Genomic DNA, 19,033 nt, shown 5'->3' with positions numbered 1-19,033 from the left:
ATCCATGACCCCCACGGTCGCCATCATCGGCCGTCCCAACGTCGGCAAGTCGACGCTCTTCAACCGGCTGGTGGGGCGCAAGCTCGCACTCGTCGACGACCGGCCCGGCGTCACGCGCGACAGGCGGGAGGGCGAGGCGACGCTCGGCCATCTCACCTTCCCGGTGTTCGACACGGCAGGGCTTGAGGAGGCGGATGACGGCACGCTCGCGGGACGCATGCGCCAGCAGACGGAAACAGCGATCGCTGACAGCGACATCGTCCTGTTCGTGATCGACGCGCGCGTCGGCGTCACCCCCGCCGACAGACAGTTCGCGGAGCTGGTGCGCCGCTCCGGCAAGCCGGTCATCCTCATCGCGAACAAGGCGGAGGGCAAGATCGGCCTCGACGGCGCCTATGAGGCGTTTTCGCTCGGCCTCGGCGACCCAGTCCCCTTTTCCGCCGAACACGGCGAGGGCACGGCCGACCTGCTCGAAGCGCTGATGCCCTATTTTCCCGACCCCGACGACGAGGCGGAGGAGGAGAACGGCCCCGACGAACAGGGCAACCTGCGCCGGCCGCTCAGGATCGCCATCTGCGGGCGGCCGAATGCCGGCAAGTCCACGCTGATCAACCAGATGATCGGCGAGGAACGCCTGCTGACCGGCCCGGAGGCGGGGATCACGCGCGATTCCATCGCGCTCGACTGGCAATGGCGCGGCCATGACATCAAGCTCTACGACACGGCGGGCATGCGCAAGCGCGCGCGCATCGATGACAAACTGGAGAAACTGTCAGTCGCCGACGGGTTGCGCGCCATTCGTTTCGCCGAGGTGGTGGTCGTCCTGCTCGACGCCACCATTCCGTTCGAGAAGCAGGACCTGACTATCGTGGACCTGATCGAAAAGGAAGGCCGCGCGGTCATCATCGGCCTCAACAAGTGGGACCTCGTCTCCGACCAGCACGGCCTGCTGAAGGAACTGCGCGAGGAAGCCGCCCGCCTTTTGGCGCAGGTCAGGGGCGTGTCGATCATCCCGCTCTCCGGCCTCACGGGACGGGGTATCGACCCGTTGATGGAAGCGGTGATGGACGCCTACCGCATCTGGAACGAGCGCATTTCCACCGCGCGCCTCAACAAATGGCTCGCCGACATGCTGGAAGGCCACCCGCCGCCGGCCGTCTCCGGCCGGCGCATCAAGATCCGCTACATCACGCAGGTAAAGAGCCGTCCGCCGCATTTCGCCCTGTTCGGCAACCAGCTCGGCGAACTGCCGCGCTCCTACACGCGCTACCTCGTCAACGGCCTGCGCGAAACCTTCGGCCTCAAGGGCACCCCCATCAGACTGGCGCTGCGCTCAGGGGACAATCCGTACGACAGGAAGAAGTGATATAGTGCTGTGCGCCAATCGCTTCAGACGCCGACAATATGGCAATCGTCCATAACGAACGAAGCAAGCTCACCGCTGCGGGAAGCCTGAGATAACGGATATCTGGATTGTCGCTTGTCTCGTCATTCTCGCGATGGGTTACGCGGCGACGAAGCTGGACGGCGATCCGCGCACGTGCGTCCCGGCGAGTAGTAGGGCGAGAACCGGGCGGCATCCGCCGCGTGGCGGCTCACGCGCTGCGACAGGGCGTCAACGGATGGCGGCGACGAGCGCCTCCAGCGCCGCCGCCGGCTGCAGACTTCCCGTATCGACCGTAGCGTCTGCAAAGGTGCGCTCGCCATAACCTTCGCTGATCATCTCCGCGATACGCCGCCGTTCGCTCGCATCGAAACTTCGCCCGCGCGCGGGATGGACGATCTGCGCGCAGGTTGCCCGCAGATTGATGACCGACAGCACCACACCCGCATCGGCGAAGCACCGGCGGTAATAAATCCAGTTGATACAGCGTAGCGGATACGCGATCACGACGTGGTCGCCACGTATCAGTTCCGCCGTGGCGGCCTTGACGATCGCCCGGCTCGTGCGCAGGCTTGAGGCGTACCAGGGCCGGCCCGACAATGCATAGTCGTCGCCGTCGATGAAGGAGCCGCCCAGCGCCTGCGCGAGCGCGCGTCCCAGCGTGGTCTTGCCCGCGCCGATCGGCCCCGTCAGGAAGATAGCCCGCTTGACCATTCACTTGGCTACCGCCGGCATGCCGCCCTACCCTGCGGCGCCGGTTGTGCCGTTGCTCAGCACCGCCACGTAAAATCCGTCCGTCTCCGTCCTGTGCGGTGTCAGCAGCAGGCCGCCAGCCGCGGTTGCGCATGGCGCGAGGTCCGGCAATCCGGCCTGCCGGCAGACATCTTCCGCTGACAGAATCGAAAATTCGTCATGGCGCTCCAGAAAAGCCGTGATGGCGTCGTCGTTTTCCGCCGGCAGCAGCGAGCAGGTGACATAGGCGATGCGGCCGCCCGGCTTCACCAGCCCGGCCGCACGGTCGAGCACGACAGCCTGATCGTTCATGCGCTCCTTCAGCGCGCCGGGGCGCAGCCGCCATTTGGCGTCAGGATTGCGCCGCCATGTGCCCGTGCCGGTGCAGGGCGCGTCGACCAGCACGAGATCGGCGGAGGCGGCAAGATCGGCCAGCGGATCGGCAACTTCGGGGCGGCGCACCGGGTCGTAGCGTCCGCGCGGCACCCGCAACTGCACGTTGCGCGCGCCGGAACGCTCAAGCCGCGCATGGATGGCCGCGAGGCGCTGGGCGTCGATGTCGGTGGCATAGATCTGGCCACGGTTGTCCATCTGCGCCGCCAACGCCAGCGTCTTGCCGCCCGCGCCGGCGCAGAGGTCGATGACCTGTTCGCCGGGCGCTGCCAGCGTCAGGCGGCTCGCGAGCTGCGAGCCCTCGTCCTGCACTTCGAACAGGCCCTGGATGAACTCCGGCTCCGCCTGCAGCGCCGGGCCACGGCCATCGGCGTCGACGTGAAAGCGCAGCCCGTCGGGCGCCAGGGGCGTCGTCTGGGGGGAAAGGTGCGCCAGCGCTTCCGCCAGCGCCTCGCGCGAGGTTTTCAGCGTGTTGACGCGGATGTCGATGGGCGCGCGGTCGGCGAGCGCCTGCATTTCCGCGATCAGGTCGTCGCCGAATGCCCGCGTGAGCGGCTCCTCCAGCCAGTCGGGAAAGTCGCCGGCCGCCGGGGCCGACATGTCGGGCGGCGGTGCTTCGAGCCGCCCGCGCTCGTCGGCGGTCAGCGCCTCGGGTGCGAAGCGCTCGCCGGAGAACAGGCGGGCTATGTCATCCGCCTCAAGGCCGCGCCCGAGACGCAACATGCCGAGCACCACGGCGCGCGGGCTGTCGCCGCCAAGCAGGGACGCGGCCGACGCGCGCCGCCGCAAGGCGTCGTAGACGAGCGTGGCCACGGCCGCACGGTCCCTCGATCCGGCGAAGCGGTGGGTTTGCCCCCACTCGCGCAACGCATCGTTGACGGGGCGGCGGCGGACCTCAAGGTCCGCCAGAATCGCGATGGCGGCGGAAACGCGCGCGGCAGGTGTCATGGTCCGGTTCCCGTCCGCGTCAGCCGCGGGTCGGATAGTTGGGGCTCTCGCGGGTGATGGTCACGTCATGAACGTGGCTCTCGCGCAGGCCCGCGTTGGTGATCCGTACGAACTCCGCCTTTTCCTGCAGCTCGGGGACGGTGCGCGCCCCGACATAGCCCATAGCCGCCCGCAGGCCGCCGGCGAGCTGGTGCAGCACGGCCGCGACGCTGCCCTTGTAGGCGACCTGCCCCTCGATGCCCTCGGGCACGAGCTTCAGCGTATCCTTGATGTCCTGCTGGAAGTAGCGGTCGGCGGAACCGCGCGACATCGCGCCGACCGATCCCATGCCGCGATAGGACTTGTAGGAACGGCCCTGCCACAGGAAAACCTCGCCGGGCGTCTCGTCCGTGCCGGCAAGCAGCGAGCCGACCATGGCCGTGGATGCGCCAGCCGCCAACGCCTTGGCGAGATCGCCCGAGACCTTGATGCCGCCGTCGGCGATGATCGGGATACCCGCCGCATGCGCCACCTCGGCCGAGTCCATGATGGCGGTGAGCTGCGGCACCCCCACACCCGCCACGATACGGGTGGTGCAGATGGAGCCCGGCCCGATGCCGATCTTGACGGCATCCGCCCCCGCGTCGATCAGCGCCTGCGTACCGGCGGCGGTGGCGACGTTGCCGGCGATTACCTGCACGGCGTTCGACAGCTTCTTGACCTTGGCGACAGTGTCGAGCACGCGCTGGGAATGGCCGTGGGCGGTGTCCACGACGAGCAGGTCGCAGCCCGCGTCGATCAGCATCTCGCAACGCAGGAAACCTTCGTCGCCGGTCGTGGTCGCGGCGGCGACGCGCAGCCGGCCCTGGTCGTCCTTGGCCGCGCTGGGATAGGCGACCTGCTTCTCGATGTCCTTGACGGTGATGAGGCCGATGCAGCGATAGTGGCTGTCAACGACAATCAGCTTCTCGATGCGGAACTGATGCAGGAGCCGCTTGGCCTCCTCCTGCCCCACACCCTCGCGCACGGTGATCAGCCGGTCCTTGGTCATCAGTTCCGATACGCGCTGTTCCGGGCTGGTGGCGAAGCGCACGTCGCGGTTGGTAAGGATGCCGACGAGCTTGCCGTTGTGGCCGCCCGCGCCCCGCTCCACCACGGGAATGCCGGAGATGGCATGCGTCTTCATCAGCGTCAACGCATCGGAGAGCGTCTCATCCGGGTGGATGGTGACCGGGTTCACCACCATGCCGGATTCGTATTTCTTGACGAGGCGGACCTGATCGGCCTGCAGTTCGGGCGTGAGATTGCGGTGGATGACGCCGAGCCCGCCGCTTTGCGCCATGGCGATGGCCATGCGCGCCTCCGTCACCGTATCCATGGCGGAAGCGATGATCGGCAGGTTGAGCGAGATGGAACGGGTCAGCGCCGTCCTCAGGTCGACCTGCCCCGGCATCACCTCTGAATGCCCCGGCTGCAGGAGCACGTCGTCGAAGGTCAAAGCCTCACGGATGGTCTTTTCGCGGATAGCCGGCATCGCCAACCTTTCTGATTCGTATGGTTCAGCATGACCGCGAGGCCGGCACCTGTGCCGGGCGGACAGCGTACCGAGGGAAGCCGGACGCCGATCAGGCGGAAGCTGGGTTGGCGCTGACGTTTACCACGTTTTTCGGGGCAGCGTCGAGTCGCGATTTTTCCGATGCTGCCATCCCCCAAGTGCATAGCGGCGGCGCGGCAACACCGTTGTGACGATGCCCGCCCCCGGGCGTGGAAAAGGCAGCCGGCTTAACCGTCTGTTTACCGTGAGCGGCAAAAAGTCAGACGGTGGAGAACCGGTTACGGGGACCGACGTTTTCCGCGATTCGGGATCGCGGCGCGGGCTTCGGAACATGGGCCGGTCCAGCCGGATCGACACGCGCGCCGGCCAACCCGCCGGCGAGGACGGGTGCACCCCGATGCAGGAACTGGATGACGCCGGATCATGACGAGCCAAGCACAGCACGCCACGCCGCAATCCGCGCAGCAGCAGTCTTCGCAACAGTCCTGGAGCGTCAAGGGCATCGCCCCGCCGGTGCGCGAGGCGGTGAAGGAAGCCGCGCGCCGCTCCGGCATGACCATCGGCGAATGGCTCAGCCTCGTCATCACGCAGCAGGCCGACATGCAGCAGGCAGCCCGCCCGGCGGACCGGCCGAACCCGCGGGACGAGCGCTGGGCCGAGATCGCCGCCCATCTCTCGCGCCTCGCCCGGCGGGACACCGCGCGACATGACACGCCGCAGGCACCGCCGCACCCAGGAATACAGCAGGCTTTCCCCGCCTCCGCCATCGAGCGGCTGCTGCGGGACATCGCCGCCCGCAGCGAGCAGCGCAGCCGCGAGCAGGCAACGCGCCTCGCAGAGGCGCTCACCGGCCTTGCCCGCTATATGGCGAACGCCGAGGAACGGCGGCGGGAGGACGCTGTCCGCGCCGCCACGCAGCAGGAACAGGCGACAGCGGAACTCACGCGCACGCTGGCTGCCGTCGCGAAGCGCATCCGGCGCATCGAGCAGCAGACGGCGCATCGGCTGGAGCATCTGCCGAAGGACGTCACCGCGCCCCTGCAGGAGGCCGCCCTTCAGCAGACGCAGGCAATCGCCGCCATGGAGCTGCGCCTCGCGCACCAGATGCACGACATCCTGCGCCAGTTGCAGGAAGGCCGCGACACACGCGACGCGACGCCCGAGGCCGGGCAGATCGAGGTTGAGGATCGGCTGGCCCGCGCCATCGTCGACATCCGCTCGCGGCAGGTCGAACTGGCGCGGCTTGAGGCGGGCGAGGACGACGGCGCCCCGCAGCAGGCCATCATCGAGCGGCTCGAAGGGCTGTCGCGCAAGCTGGACGCGGCGCTGCGCCCGGCGACCGAGGCGTTGCAGCAGCCGGAGCTGGGCGAAGTGCTGGCGCGGCTCGACCGTATCGATTCCCGGCTGGAAGAGGATCGCCCGCCGCTGGAACTGGCACGCATCGAGGACATGGTGCGCAGCCTCTCGGAAAACGTCGAGCGTCTGCACCTCGCCGGCGCCCCCGACAACGGCGGCGAGCGGGAACTGCACGACGCCACCTCGACGGGCGTGGTCGACAGGCTGGCCGAACAGATCAGCCATCTCGCCCAGCGCCTCGACGACGTCGCCCGCCACACGCGGGAGAGCACCGCCGCAGACGGCGCGCAGCCCGTCCACGACGGGCGGCTGCAAGCGCTGGAGACCAGCATCGGCGCGCTGTCGGCGCAATTGCGCGGGCTGCCGCAGGCCGACGACGCCTCGCTGGAGCGCATGGCCCGCGTCGCGGCACGGGAGGCGCTCGCCGCCCTCTCCGCCCGGGACGACGCGCCCGACCAGCGCACGCGGGAACTGCGGGAGCGGGAGTTGCGTGCGTCGGATACGCTGGACGCCGTGCACAGCACGTTGGAACGCATCGTCGACCGGCTCGCACTGCTCGAAGAAGATCTGCGCGCGCGCGGGCTGCGCGGCAAGGGCACTGAGGAGCCGGAGCGCCGCGCCGCGCAGGCGCTTGCCCGCGCCGGCGCCACTGGAGGGCCCGGGCCGGAAACGCCGCCCGCGGACGGCCCCGAGAACCTGCTGGCGCGCGAGACGACGGGCTTGACCGAGAACGTGGGCTTCACCGCGAGCTTCATCGCCGCCGCCCGGCGCGCGGCCATGGCGGGCGCGGACGAGACGCGCAGCCAGGGCGCCGAGGGCGGTGATGCCGCCTCCGACGATGCTGCGACGGCCTCGCGGCGGCGCTCGCTGATGATCGGCCTCGGAGCGCTCATCGCGGCCACTGGCGCCGCGCAGATCAGCGCAGCGCTCATGCATGGCGCCGCGCGCCTGTCGTGAACACGCGGGCAGGCACGGCGGACGACCGGCCCCGACGCCGCCGACATGGTTGTCCGGCAACGAATTGACGCCGATCATGCTTCTGTCATCGACATCTCTGCTAATAATTTAATATAGTTCTCGACAATGGGCGCACGGCCTTGCACAAGCCATCGTCGCGGGGGGACGCCGTCGTTCGCAAGATTGTCGGCTTTTCCGTGGAAGGCATAACCATAAACATATCGGGGGAAGGTCCTTGAGTGCTGGATCATCGGCACGGATCGTCATAGCGGACGATCATCCATTGTTCCGGGGCGCCCTGCGTCAGGCGGTGGAAGCCGTCGTCTCCAACGTGGCGATCTCCGAAAGCGGCACCTTCGAGGCGCTCCTCGATGCCCTGGCGCACAGCGGGCCCGTGGATCTCGCGCTGCTCGACCTCACCATGCCCGACGTGCAGGGCTTCTCCGGGCTCATATACCTGCGCGCGCAATATCCCGACGTGCCGGTCGCCATCGTTTCCGCCAACGACGATCCGGCCGTCATCCGCCGTTCGATCGACTTCGGTGCCTCGGGCTTCATTCCGAAGTCGCTCGACGTGCGTACCATGGGCGAGGCGCTGCAGGCCATCCTCGCCGGCCAGACATGGACGCCGCCCGACGTCGATCTCTCGCAGCCGCCGGACCGCGAGACGAACGAACTCGTACGCCGGCTCTCCAGCCTCACGCCCCAGCAGGTGCGGGTGCTGATGATGCTCTCGGAAGGCCTGCTGAACAAGCAGATCGCCTACGAACTCATGGTCTCGGAGGCGACCGTCAAGGCGCACGTCTCCGCGATCCTGCAGAAGCTCGGCGTCGAAAGCCGCACGCAGGCGGTGATCGCCGCCGCGCGCATCGCCTCCGCCGCGGGCTCGACGAGCGCCGCCTGACCGGCGGACACCTCTCCGCTACAGGAAAGTCGCGAGGAACGCCTCGGAGCGCGCCAGCGCCCTGTCCGCAAGCGTGCCGGGGAAGACGACGAAGACATGCGCGCCGCCCGTCCACACGGCGAGTTCGGCCCGGTTGCCGGCCGCGACCCAGCGCGTGTGCAGGAAGAGCGTGTCGTCGACCAGCGGATCGCGGGTGCCCACGATCAGGTGCGCTGGCGGCAGGCCGGACAGGTCGGCATAAAGAGGAGAGATGTCCGGGTGGCGCGGGTCGTGTCCGCCGAGTTCCGGTCCGCCGAGGTAGCTTTCCACGAACTTTTCGATATCGCGGGTGTTGAGCACCAGCTTTTCCTCGCCCCAGTGCCGCACGCTCGGCGTGAGGCCGAGGTCGAAGCAGCCCGCCGTGAGGACGGCGCCACTGAAGGGCGACAGCCCATGCCTGTCGCGCAGCCGCAGCAGCGTGACGAGCGACAGGTGCGCGCCCGCCGATTCGCCGCCGATGAACAGCCGCTCGGCGCCGAAGAGGGCCGCACCCTCGCGCGCGAGCCAGAGCGCCGCCGCCTCGCAGTCGTCGGGACCGGCCGGATAGGGATGTTCGGGAGCGAGCCTGTATTCCACAGAGATGGCGACGAGCCCGAGGTTGTCGGCGAAGCGTTCCAGCCGCGCATCCTGCCCGTCGGCGGTGCCGAACGTCCATCCGCCGCCGTGAATGTGCAGGAAGGCGCCGCGCGCGCTATCGCGCGGCTCCACGATGCGCAGCGGAATGGCGCCGCGCGGGCCCGGGATCTCGACGGTGCGGGCACGCGGACTCAGGATCGGCGCGGGAAACGCCCCCCGTCCCTGCGCGCGCAGGTCGCGCACCTCCTGCGGCGGCAGGCTCCACTGGTCGGGCGCGGCGTTGATCAGGTCGACGATCGCCGTGTTCAGCTTCCTCGTCTCCGCGTCGATCCGCTCGGAATCGAACAGCGCCGCATCGAGCGCGGGCAGTTGGCATGGCACAGCCCCGGTCATCGTTTCCCCCGTGTTGCCTGCCGGCGCCGGCGGCGCCGGGAGCTTGAAATGCGTCGCTTGATATCGCGTGATTCGAATACAACGTTATGATAGCCCGGCGTGCCCGGCCAGCGCGAAACCGCACACGCCGGCTGCGGCCGGAGACCGTCCGATTTTTCTTCCGCTTTAAGGTATGCCGTGCTGCCGAATTATGACAAAACGGGGCAACCAGCCCCGAAGCCGACGACAGGCCCGTCCGACGGAGAGAATGTGATGTCAAATGGTTCCCTGAACCGCTTCCTTGGCGGCTCGCCCGGCGGTGTCCTCATCCGGCTGCTGTTCCTGTCGCTGATCGTCGGCGCGGTGATGTCGTGGTGGGGCGTGTCGCCGGTCGACCTTTACGAGGGCATCACCTCGCTGGTGCGCCAGTTGATCGACGAGGGCTTCGCCAGCCTGCGCAACGTGGGCATCTGGATCGGCTACGGTGCCATGATCGTGGTGCCGGTGTGGCTGCTGCTGCGCATCCTGCGCAGCGGCTCCGGTCAATAGAAGCTGACGGGAAAATGGCGCAGGTAGATTTCGGTATACGTGCCGTTTTCCCACAGCTTTCGTAGCGCGTAATCCAGTGCATCGCGCAATACGGTGTCGTCGTTTCGCACGATGAAGCCGACACCCTCGCCGAAAAAGCGGCTCTCCAGATAGGGGCCGCCGGCGAAAATGCAGCAGTCGCCCGCCGCCGCGCCGTTGAGCCACAGGGCCAGCGACATGCCGTCCGCGAACAGGTAGTCGACATCCCCCGCCTTCAGTGCCGCCTGCGCCGCCTGCAGGCTGGCGAACGGCACGCGCGCCGCCTGCGGGAAGAAGGCGGCGAGATAAGCCTCGTGCGCCGTCTCCCGCACCACCGCGACCTTGCGCCCGGTAAGCACCGCCGCCTGCAGTGGCCCGTCCGCCGGCCCTTCTGCAACTGCAGGGCGGCGTGTGACGAAGCGCGCAGGCGTGCGGTGATAAGACGCGGTGACGCTGAAGCGCTCATGTAGCGCCGGGCGGATCGGGATGGCGGCGGCCACGACATCGCCGCGGCGGTCGGCCAGCGAATCGAGTAGCGTGTCGAAGCGGCGCACCTGGATCGTGCAGCTCAGCTCAAGCAGCGCGCAGGCGGCCCGCGCCAGCTCCACCGAAAAGCCGGTCGGCTGGCCGCCCGGGCCAGTGAAATGCAACGGCGGAAATTCGTCGTCCGTGAGGAAGCGGACGACGCGCGCCCCGAGCAGATCCGGCTTCTGCATCCGTGCCTCCGCGCCCCAGAAACCGGGAACCGTCACGGTCGCCGCATCGGCGCGCGCGCACAGGCCAAGCCATGCTGCCGCAAACAGCAAAGCTGAAACATGACATATCTGTCGCAAAAAGATAAATGAATGCCGCATTGCGCCGACGATCTTATATCGAATGCATAACCGTGGAAACCGATGTTGACGCCTGACCCGACGATAAAACGCGCCTGCCCCGGCGGCCCGCCCGGCCGTCTCCCGCCGCCCGCCGTCGTGCGGTCAGGCGGCCCGCGATGAGCGGGGAACAGGCGCGGCCACCGGGCGATATTCCTGCCGACATCGCGTTTCTCGCCAGCCACGGCATTCCTCCCGCCCTCCTCGGCGATGCCGCGCGGTGGGCGCGCCATTGGCAGGTACCGGCATCCGAAGCGGTGCTTGCGCTCGAACTCATGCCTGAGGAAGCGCTCTACCGCGCCCTCGCGCGCGAACTCGGCCTGCCCTTCCTGCCGGAAGAGGTGCAGCTGGGGGCCGATGCCCACTATCCGGAGGCGCTGCACGCCGGCGCGCTGCCGCTCGCGCCGAACCGCCACGGGCTTCGCTACGCCATCGCGCCGGACGGGCGGGCCATCCGCATGCTGTTCCAGCACCGCTACCGGCTGAGCGGCCGGGGATTCGCGCTCACCACGCCACGCCGCCTCGCCCGGCTCGCCAGCGGCCGCTTCCAGCGCGAGATCGCCAGCGAGATTTCCGGCGGGTTGGCGGCGCGCATGCCCCAGTTCTCCGTCTTCCACGGCCTCGTCCGGCGCCAGCGCGCCGGCCTGCTGGTGTGCGCCGGCCTGTTGCTGACCGGGATGGCACTCTTCCCCGTTTCCGTCCTGCAGGGGCTGATGCTGGCCGCTGCCGTCGTCTTTCTGGCGATGGAAATGCAGCGGATCGCCTGTTGCCTGGAGAGGCCGCAATGGACGGCGCGAACGCTGCTGCCGCCGCTGCTCGCGGACGCGGAACTCCCCGTCTACACGGTCATCGTGGCGCTCTACCGCGAGACGCAGGTGGTGCCGCAGCTTCTGCACGCGCTGCGCTCGCTCGACTATCCACCCGCCAAGCTCGACATCAATCTCGTGCTGGAGGAAGACGATACGCAGACGCGCGAGGCGATCGAGGCCTGCGAGCCGCCGCCCCACCTCCGGGTTCTCGTCGCGCCCGCGGGCCGTCCGCGCACGAAGCCCCGCGCCCTCAACATGGCGCTGGCGACCGCGCGCGGCAGGCATGTCGTGGTCTACGACGCGGAAGACATCCCCGACCCGCGCCAGCTCAGGCTCGCGGCGACCCTGTTCCGCGCCTTTCCGGACGCCGCCTGCCTGCAGGCACACCTTGTGATAGACAACCCGCGCGACGGCCTGCTGCCGAGCCTGTTCGCGGCCGAATACGCCGCCTTGTTCGACGCCGTCAATCCGGGCCTCGCGGCCGGGCGGCTGCCAGTGCTGCTCGGCGGCACCTCCAACCATCTGCGCACGGCGGTCCTGCGCCGGATCGGCGGCTGGGACGCCTGGAACGTCACGGAAGACGCGGACCTCGGCATCCGTCTGGCGCGCTTCGGGTGGCGCGTCATGGACCTGCCCTCCGCCACGCGGGAGGAGGCGCCGATCACGGCCGGCGCCTGGATAAGGCAGCGCGCGCGGTGGCTGAAAGGGTGGATGCAGGTGTGCATCACCCATGCGCGCCATCCCCGCGCCGCCTGGCGCGAACTCGGGCCTGCCGGCTTCATCCTTGCCTCGACGTTGACCTTCGGCACGGTCCTCGGCGCGCTCGGCATGCCGCTGTTCATGCCCGCCTCGGCCTGGATGCTATGGAGCGCGTTCGGCACGACGCAGGCATGGCCGGACGCCATCGTCCTCGGCTTCTCGTCCGCCGTCTGGATAGGCGGCCTGCTGGCACTGATGCTGCCGATGGTCGTCGGGCTCCGGCGCCAACGCCGGCTGCGGCTGCTGTGGGTGACGCCGTTCCTGCCCGTCTATCTCCTGATGCTGTCGCTCGCCGCGTGGTGGGGGTTGCTCGAACTGCTCATCGCTCCCCACCACTGGCACAAGACACGGCACGGCCTCTCGCGCAGGCGCACGTCGCCCTTTACAGGCGGCTGATCAGCTCCTTGGCGGCGTCCTCAGGCGGGCGCTGCAGGTTGAACGCGCCGACGAAGCGCCCCTGCTTGTCCATCTGGTAGACGATTGCCGTGTGATCCATCGTGTAGTCTTCCGGCGCGTCGCCGGTCGGCACCTTCTTCGCGTAGACCTTGAACGCCTTGATGATGGCGTCGGTCTGCGCGCGGTCGCCGCTGAGGCCGAGGATGCGGTCGTCGAAGCTGGCGAGATAGTCCTTGAGAACCACGGACGTATCGCGCTCCGGATCGACGGTGACGAACAGCACGTGCGCGCCGTTCGCCCGGTCTCCCGCCGCGCGCAGCACCTCCGACACCTCGAACAGCGTCGTGGGGCAGATGTCGGGACAATGGGTGAAGCCGAAGAAGACCAGGGTTGGCGCGCCGAGGAAATCCTTCTCCGTCACCTGCCGGCCATTATGGTCGGTCATCGTGAACGCACCGCCGACCGCCGAGGGAGCCGGTGCGTCCGCGCCGCCGCGCAGCTGCAGCAGGATGGCGCTGCCGAGAATGAGCAGGCCGACGAGAAAGACGATCAGGGGCAGCGCCCGACGCACACCTGCCATTGCCATATCCCGAACCTCCCATGTCGTTCGCCAGATGAAGACGATTTCCGGTCGGATCGCCCTTCCGGTCCGTCTATTTGACGGAGCGCGATGCCTGTCGGCGCTCCCGGCTCCGCTTCGCCGCTGAGTAGCCGCCGGCGACGGCGCGCGCAAGCGGGATAACGCGATTGTGCAGGTCCGCACGCTGCGACATATGGCGGCGCACGGCCTTATGACACCGTATCGATCCAGTCGACGGGCACGGCATCGAAGCCCTTGCCCGGGATGCCGGTTTCCGTGACCGCCGCCTCGAACAGCGACAGCCGGTCATCGACGAAGCGGGCCATGCGCGCGCGGCCCGTGCTGTAGGAGCCGCCGTCGAGGTTGATGCGGTCGCGGGCGAGCTGCGCGTCGGCGCGCGTGACGACGTCGAGATGGCCCTGCAGGTGGCCGTGCGCAACGAACACGCCCTGATGGCCGCGCCGCCCCTCCTGCCGCGGCTCGAAACGGGCGAAGGTGTAGCGTATCCAGGCCCAGTGCAGGTCGTAGTCCAGCTTCGCGATGTCAACCTCGACCGGCGCGAGCAGGAACGCCGCGAGCGGGATGCGCGGGTTGACGCCGCCATGGACGAACAGCACGTTGCCCGATCGGAAATGCGGGCGCAGGCCGGCAAGCCACGCCAGCCGCCGTTCCCCCAGCGCATCGGCCAGCGCGAAGGGCGAGCCGATGCCGAGTTCCGCCAGAAAGCCCGGGCCGCCGTGCTGCATCCACAGCGCCCGGGCGCTGATGCAGCGGGGATCGTGCGCGGGCAGCATGGCGAGACGCAGCATTTGCTCGTGGTTGCCCCACAGGCCGACGACCTCGTCCGCCTGCACGCGCTCGCGCGCCGCGGCAGCGAGATCGAGCGTGGCAATGGACTGCGGCCCACGGTTGATGAGATCGCCGAGGAAAACCACGATGCGCCGTTTGCCGGGCAGGCGCGGCGTGCGCGCGATGCGCTCCAGCAGGTCGTCCAGCAGCGGCGCATGGCCATGGATGTCGCCGATGGCGAAAATCTCCGCATCCGGCGCGACGGAGAATGTCAAAGTGAGCGTGTGAGTCATCGAACCCGAACGTATAACGACGGAGCCTGCCGCCCCGCCGTTTATTATAGGCACAATCGATACCGCAAGCCGCCCGGAGGCAGCAATGCTGTCACGCCCTCAGCGCAGCCGCCGGCGGCTGGCGGTAGGCGAGCCACGCGGGGATGAGCGCGATCAGCGCGGCCACCAGCAGCAGCACGGCGGCGAAGCCGACGTCGCTTGCCTCCAGCGTCACCGGCAGCACGATGCCGCTCTGCACGGTGAAGAAAGAAGCTGCAACCTTCGCGCCCAGATAGCCCAGACCGACACCGAGAGCAACGCCGAGCCCGATCAGCAGCAACAGTTCCACCCACACCACGCCGAAGATCGCCGCGCGCGGCGCGCCGAGCGCCCTGAGCGCGCCGATCTGGCGGCGGCGCTGCGACAGATGCACCACCGACACCAGCACCACGGCCGCGCCGACGAGCGCCTGCGTGCCGATGGCAATGGCGGTCAGCACCAGCCGCGCGTCGCCGAGCGTCGCATAGAGGCGCGTCAGCACCTCCGCCGGGAACACGCCGACCGTCGTTTCCGCGCGGTACTCCTGCCGCAGCTGGTAGGCGGCGGCGATGGACTTCGGCTTGACGATGATTGCCGGAACGCCGGGAACGCCGGCAGACCACGGGGGGCCCAGATGGTCCGCCGCCGCGTGGTCCTGCGCACCGTCGTGATCGTGGTCGTGGTCGCCTGCGGCCGCGTGATCGCTTTCCGCATGCGCGCCCGCCGGCCCCATCCCGTGGATGCTCCAGACGGCCTCGATGGGGACGAGGATCGCCCGGTCCCACGGCGTGCCCGTCGGCGCGAGCCGCCCCACGATGGTGTAGGCCAGTTCGTCGTGGCTATGCCCACCCTCGCCCGGCAGGCCGTGAATCGGCTTGACCGTATCGCCCGGCTGGAGATCGACCAGGGCACCGGCCACAGCGTCCGTGCGCTTCTCGAAGACATGGCCCGCGAGCAACTGCCGGCGGCCCTTGTCGGTCAGGAACTCGTTCGTGGTACCCACGATGGGCGAGCCCTGGAACGAATCACCGAAGCCCACCGGCGCCGCCCAGTCGACACGCGGATCCTCGGCAAGCTTCTTCAGCACTTGCCCCGGCAGCAGTGTGAGCGGCGCCGCCTGCAGAAAGACGGAACTCAGCACCAGTTGCGTTTCGCTGCCGGCCGCGCCGATAACGACGTCAAAACGGTCCGCGGCGCGCGCGCTGCCAAGGCGCAACGCCCGCTCCTGGATGCCCACGGCGATGCCGAGCGCCGTCGCGAGGCCGATCAGCAGCACGATCACCAGCGATCCGGCCCACAGACGACGCAGGTCGGCCAGAATGAAACGGACGGGAATCATGATGTCACCTGCCCCTGCTGCGCGGTTGCGGCGGACGCGGCCGTGGGCGGCACCGCCGTCTGAGCCGTGTCCTCGACGATGCGCCCGGCAACGAGCCGCAGCCGCCGCTGCAACCGCGAGGCGAGACGCGGATCGTGGGTGACGGCGATCAGCGTGGCGTTTTCCTCGTCCGCCAGCTCCGTCAACAGATCACCCACCACCGCGCCGCTCGCCGCGTCGAGACTGGCAGTCGGTTCATCGGCGACCAGCACGGCCGGCTTGCCGAGCAGCGCACGCGCCACCGCCACGCGCTGCATCTCGCCGCGCGACATGGTCTCGATACGCTGGTCGTGCCGCTTCAGGCCCACGCGCTCCAGCAGCGCCGCCGCGCGGCCGCGCAATTCCGCGGGCACGGAAAAGACGCGGAAGCGCACCGGCAGCAGCACGTTCTCAATGGCGCTGAGGCCCGGAAACAGATGAAACTCCTGCATCACGAGGCCGACGTGCGTCGCACGCCACGCATCCCGCTGCGATTCAGTGAGGGGCACGAGATCGATATCGCCCCAGCGCACCGTGCCTTGATCGGGTTTCTCCAGCCCCGTGATGACGTTGATCAGCGTCGTCTTGCCGGAGCCCGACGGCCCCGTGATCACGACATTCTCGCCCGGCGCGATTTCAAGCCGCGGGATGTCGAGCACCGGCGCGTCGAGCCCGGGGAAGCTCACCCTGACGTCGGAAAGCTGGAGCGCGACCATCTATACGGACCTGAAGCGAGCGTCGGTGAGGCGCAACTGGCTGACGAAGCCGGTTTCCGGATCGATCCACGACCCGACTTCGAGCGTGCCGGTGACCTCGATGGTCTGGTTCGATTGCACGAAGGTCTGCTTGTCGCCGAGGTAGACAACAACGATGTCCTCCGGCCAGTCGGCGTCCGACGAGCAGAACGGGCACAGCGCCATCGGCATCTTGGTGAGCACGAAGAACTTGGACTCGGCCTTCAGCGGCGGCGCCATGAAGCCGCGCATGGAGACCTTCCGCCCCTTGAGTCGCTTGACCTGCTCCGAAAACTCCAGACCCAGCACGCTGAACTTGCCATAGAGCTGCTCGAACGTCAGCATATCGCCGCCCTGCGCGCGCACCGGGGCGACATGGCCCGCCAATGCAAGCGCGGCCGCGCCGCCCATGCCCGCGCGCACGATATCGCGGCGCGACACCGGCTCGCCTGTCCATGAGGAACGTTTCATTTCAGCCTCCGATATCCATCCCGCCCTTCCGGCGTCCGGAAGGTGGACACCTTCCCGGGCCAGAAATCGGACAAACACGAGGAAACGTCGATTCACTTTCCGTTTACTCGCAGCGGGAATCCGATAACGCCATAACGATATATCAGAACGCAGTTCCGTTTCATGACAATTATCACTTACGCGAAAACTGCCGGTATCTCAAAAACAGCACGTCCGGACGGCTTCCCGTCCGGACGAAATCTTCATATCGGATAATTACTGCTTGGCGCCGAGGGCGAGAGCGTCCACGACCACGCGATAGACGTCCGAGTTCTCCATGTAACCCTTGAGCTTCTCGGAGCCGGGGCCCTGCGACTGCAGCACCACGTCGTCGACCGCATGCACACCGGTATCGCCGCTGCGCGGGATGTTGCCGATGCGCAGGACGGCGCCGGGAACGTTCCGGTACTGCTCGTTGGCGATGTACTCGTCCTTCTCGTTCTTGATCGCGGGGACGAACGGGCCGTCGAGCTTCGGACGCCACGTCTCGTAGTAGTCCGGGAAGTTGTTAGAGAAGATGGCGAGGCGCTTGCTGACGTTGATGTCGTCAGGATAGGTGTCGCCGTCCTTGTCCTCGTAGTTCGGGAAGCCGGCGTCCTGGTAGGTGCCGACCTTCTCGCGCATGTCATCGCCCGGCTTGTTGTCGTCGATGGTGCCGACAACGCCCACGCCGTGGGTGTGGTCGGCGGTGACGATGACCAGCGTGTCGGGGTGCTTCTCGGCGAACTCACGCGCCACGCCGACAGCGTTGTCGAACTCGATCGTCTCGACAGCAGCGCGGTCCCAGTCGAGCGGATGCGACATCTTGTCGATGGAGGCGCCCTCGACCATCAGCACGAAGCCGTCCTCGTTCTTCGACAGCACGTCCAGCGCCGCCTTGGTCATGTCCACGAGACCGGGCTGGTTCGGGAACTTGTCGACGGTACCCCGCTTGAGGAACTGGCGGTCGAGCAGCACGTCCATGTTACCGGTGTGGAACAGGCCGAGGACCTTGCCGGAGTTGGTCTCGGCGGCCGACTTGATCAGGCTGTCGCGGTCCGTGGCGATCGAGTAGCCCTCGTCGCGGAACTTGGCGATGTAGTCGATGTCGTCCTTGCGCTTGGAGCCAGGCGTGCCCTGCGGCAGGAAGTAGGCCGAGCCGCCGCCGAGCAGAACGTCGGGCAGCACGGCGAAGTGCATGCCGACGATCTTGTCCTTGTCGGCGCGCTTGCGGGTGTTGGCGACGAGCGCGGCCGGCGTCGCGTCCTCCACCTCGGCGGTGGTGACGATGCCGAGCTTCTTGTTCGGGGCCGCGCGGCGCAGCGCCTGGCCGAGGGTTTCCTGCTTCGGATGCTCAAGCGAGTTCTTGGCGCGGCTGTCGTAGACGCCGAGCGCGTTCACGGCGGACTTGTGGCCGGTGAAGTAGGCGGAGGCCGTGTTCGCGCTATCGGCGGCGATCGAGTCCGTGCTCGACGTGCCGATGAAGGCGAGGTTCGGCAGGTAGTCCATGTTGAGCTTGGCGTTAGCCTTGCCCTGGGTGTTGCCGCGCGACATGATGCGGGCGGCCGTGCGGTGGGCGACGGACATGCCGTCGCCGATCAGGAAGATCACGTTCTTCGCGACAGGCTTGTCGGCGGTGCCGTACACTTCCCAAGTCACGGACTTCGCGGGCTGACCGGCGACGCTGGCCTCGATCTTGTAGGTGCCGGGCTTGGCGATGACGACGTCATTGAGACGGATCGCGGACGCATTGGCATCCTTTTCCTTCTCGGTGAACTCGGCCTTCTTGCCGAACACGGAGGCATGATCCTCACCGTTCACCAGGACCTTGACGTCGGCTTCCTTCACAACCTCGGGAAATTCGACCTTGAAGTCGAACTTCGAACCGGAAAGGATCGTCGCGCGATCGATCGGATAAATGGCTTGCGCGCCAGCGACGCCCGGCACGAGCGCCACGGCCGTCGCGACCAACCAATAGTGTCGCATGTTGCAATTTCCTTGTTAGACAGAAGTACTTCGCCCACCCCGCACAGACGCGGCCATACCCGGTCGCGGGATTGTCCGGACAGTAGGAACGCCCCATGTCAATGAGATGACCGAACATGAAAAAACGCGCCGCGACGCTCGCTGTACTTGCATAGATATGAAATAACGTTTCTAAATGCAATGTAATTA

16 protein-coding genes are annotated in these 19,033 nt (G+C 67.8%); 5 read left to right on the top strand and 11 right to left on the bottom strand.

Annotated features, from left to right (window positions below; genetic code table 11):
- The first annotated feature begins 4 nt into the window (after positions 1 to 4).
- Positions 5 to 1,366: a ribosome biogenesis GTPase Der gene (gene der, locus FHS82_RS02680; protein ID WP_166948411.1), complete on the top strand. Its 1,362-nt coding sequence runs from the start codon at positions 5 to 7 to the stop codon at positions 1,364 to 1,366.
- Between the two features lie 249 nt (positions 1,367 to 1,615).
- Here der and FHS82_RS02675 read toward each other — a convergent pair whose 3' ends face one another.
- From FHS82_RS02675 to guaB, 3 genes are read right to left on the bottom strand one after another with little or no spacing between them, the layout of a single operon-like run.
- Entirely contained in the window at positions 1,616 to 2,098 is a 483-nt protein-coding gene (locus FHS82_RS02675) for a shikimate kinase (RefSeq protein ID WP_166948409.1), read from the bottom strand.
- A 27-nt stretch (positions 2,099 to 2,125) separates the two neighbouring features.
- Positions 2,126 to 3,457: an RsmB/NOP family class I SAM-dependent RNA methyltransferase gene (locus FHS82_RS02670; RefSeq protein ID WP_166948407.1), complete on the bottom strand. Its 1,332-nt coding sequence runs from the start codon at positions 3,455 to 3,457 to the stop codon at positions 2,126 to 2,128.
- 19 nt (positions 3,458 to 3,476) lie between these two features.
- Positions 3,477 to 4,970 carry an IMP dehydrogenase gene (guaB, locus tag FHS82_RS02665; protein WP_166948405.1) on the bottom strand — a complete coding sequence of 498 codons (1,494 nt, stop codon included), beginning with the start codon at positions 4,968 to 4,970 and terminating at the stop codon, positions 3,477 to 3,479.
- 444 nt (positions 4,971 to 5,414) lie between these two features.
- Here guaB and FHS82_RS02660 point away from each other — a divergent pair, with 444 nt between their 5' ends.
- Together FHS82_RS02660 and FHS82_RS02655 are read left to right on the top strand one after the other, a co-directional pair.
- The gene (locus tag FHS82_RS02660) at positions 5,415 to 7,304 is read left to right on the top strand and encodes a coiled-coil domain-containing protein (protein ID WP_166948403.1); all 1,890 of its coding nucleotides are present in this window, start codon (positions 5,415 to 5,417) and stop codon (positions 7,302 to 7,304) included.
- 235 nt (positions 7,305 to 7,539) lie between these two features.
- Complete coding sequence (locus FHS82_RS02655; RefSeq protein ID WP_166948401.1) at positions 7,540 to 8,208, top strand: response regulator; 669 nt, start codon at positions 7,540 to 7,542, stop codon at positions 8,206 to 8,208.
- Between the two features lie 18 nt (positions 8,209 to 8,226).
- Here FHS82_RS02655 and FHS82_RS02650 read toward each other — a convergent pair whose 3' ends face one another.
- Positions 8,227 to 9,216, bottom strand: a complete 990-nt coding sequence (locus FHS82_RS02650; protein WP_166948399.1) for an alpha/beta hydrolase — start codon at positions 9,214 to 9,216, stop codon at positions 8,227 to 8,229.
- A gap of 252 nt (positions 9,217 to 9,468) precedes the next feature.
- Here FHS82_RS02650 and FHS82_RS02645 point away from each other — a divergent pair, with 252 nt between their 5' ends.
- Positions 9,469 to 9,744, top strand: a complete 276-nt coding sequence (locus tag FHS82_RS02645) for a DUF6460 domain-containing protein (RefSeq protein WP_166948397.1) — start codon at positions 9,469 to 9,471, stop codon at positions 9,742 to 9,744.
- On the opposite strand, the gene FHS82_RS02640 is transcribed toward FHS82_RS02645, so the two are convergent.
- Positions 9,738 to 10,478: a transporter substrate-binding domain-containing protein gene (locus tag FHS82_RS02640; protein ID WP_246224981.1), complete on the bottom strand. Its 741-nt coding sequence runs from the start codon at positions 10,476 to 10,478 to the stop codon at positions 9,738 to 9,740. The two genes, FHS82_RS02645 and FHS82_RS02640, sit on opposite strands and share 7 nt — an antisense overlap.
- A 275-nt stretch (positions 10,479 to 10,753) precedes the next feature.
- Between FHS82_RS02640 and FHS82_RS02635 the strand changes: the two genes are divergently transcribed.
- Positions 10,754 to 12,598: a glycosyltransferase gene (locus FHS82_RS02635; protein ID WP_166948392.1), complete on the top strand. Its 1,845-nt coding sequence runs from the start codon at positions 10,754 to 10,756 to the stop codon at positions 12,596 to 12,598.
- Here FHS82_RS02635 and FHS82_RS02630 read toward each other — a convergent pair.
- The 6 genes from FHS82_RS02630 to FHS82_RS02605 all read right to left on the bottom strand — a co-directional run bounded on the left by FHS82_RS02630 (position 12,585) and on the right by FHS82_RS02605 (position 18,844).
- Positions 12,585 to 13,178, bottom strand: coding sequence for an SCO family protein (locus FHS82_RS02630; RefSeq protein ID WP_166948390.1), 594 nt, complete (start codon positions 13,176 to 13,178; stop codon positions 12,585 to 12,587). The two genes, FHS82_RS02635 and FHS82_RS02630, sit on opposite strands and share 14 nt — an antisense overlap.
- Positions 13,179 to 13,387: 209 nt before the next feature.
- On the bottom strand, positions 13,388 to 14,260 hold the full coding sequence (locus FHS82_RS02625; protein WP_166948388.1) for a metallophosphoesterase: 873 nt from the start codon (positions 14,258 to 14,260) through the stop codon (positions 13,388 to 13,390).
- A 91-nt stretch (positions 14,261 to 14,351) separates the two neighbouring features.
- Complete coding sequence (locus FHS82_RS02620) at positions 14,352 to 15,617, bottom strand: FtsX-like permease family protein (RefSeq protein WP_166948386.1); 1,266 nt, start codon at positions 15,615 to 15,617, stop codon at positions 14,352 to 14,354.
- Positions 15,614 to 16,351, bottom strand: a complete 738-nt coding sequence (locus FHS82_RS02615) for an ABC transporter ATP-binding protein (protein ID WP_166948383.1) — start codon at positions 16,349 to 16,351, stop codon at positions 15,614 to 15,616. Before FHS82_RS02615 ends, FHS82_RS02620 begins: the two co-directional genes overlap by 4 nt.
- Positions 16,352 to 16,840: a hypothetical protein gene (locus FHS82_RS02610; RefSeq protein ID WP_377700234.1), complete on the bottom strand. Its 489-nt coding sequence runs from the start codon at positions 16,838 to 16,840 to the stop codon at positions 16,352 to 16,354.
- Between the two features lie 255 nt (positions 16,841 to 17,095).
- Positions 17,096 to 18,844, bottom strand: a complete 1,749-nt coding sequence (locus FHS82_RS02605) for an alkaline phosphatase (protein ID WP_166948381.1) — start codon at positions 18,842 to 18,844, stop codon at positions 17,096 to 17,098.
- Between the last annotated feature and the right edge of the window lie 189 nt (positions 18,845 to 19,033).

Origin of the sequence: Pseudochelatococcus lubricantis, assembly GCF_011762225.1 — a bacterium.
Taxonomy (GTDB): domain Bacteria; phylum Pseudomonadota; class Alphaproteobacteria; order Rhizobiales; family Beijerinckiaceae; genus Pseudochelatococcus; species Pseudochelatococcus lubricantis.
Note: the sequence above shows the minus strand (reverse complement) of the source record. Positions and strands in the feature narration are given on the sequence as shown.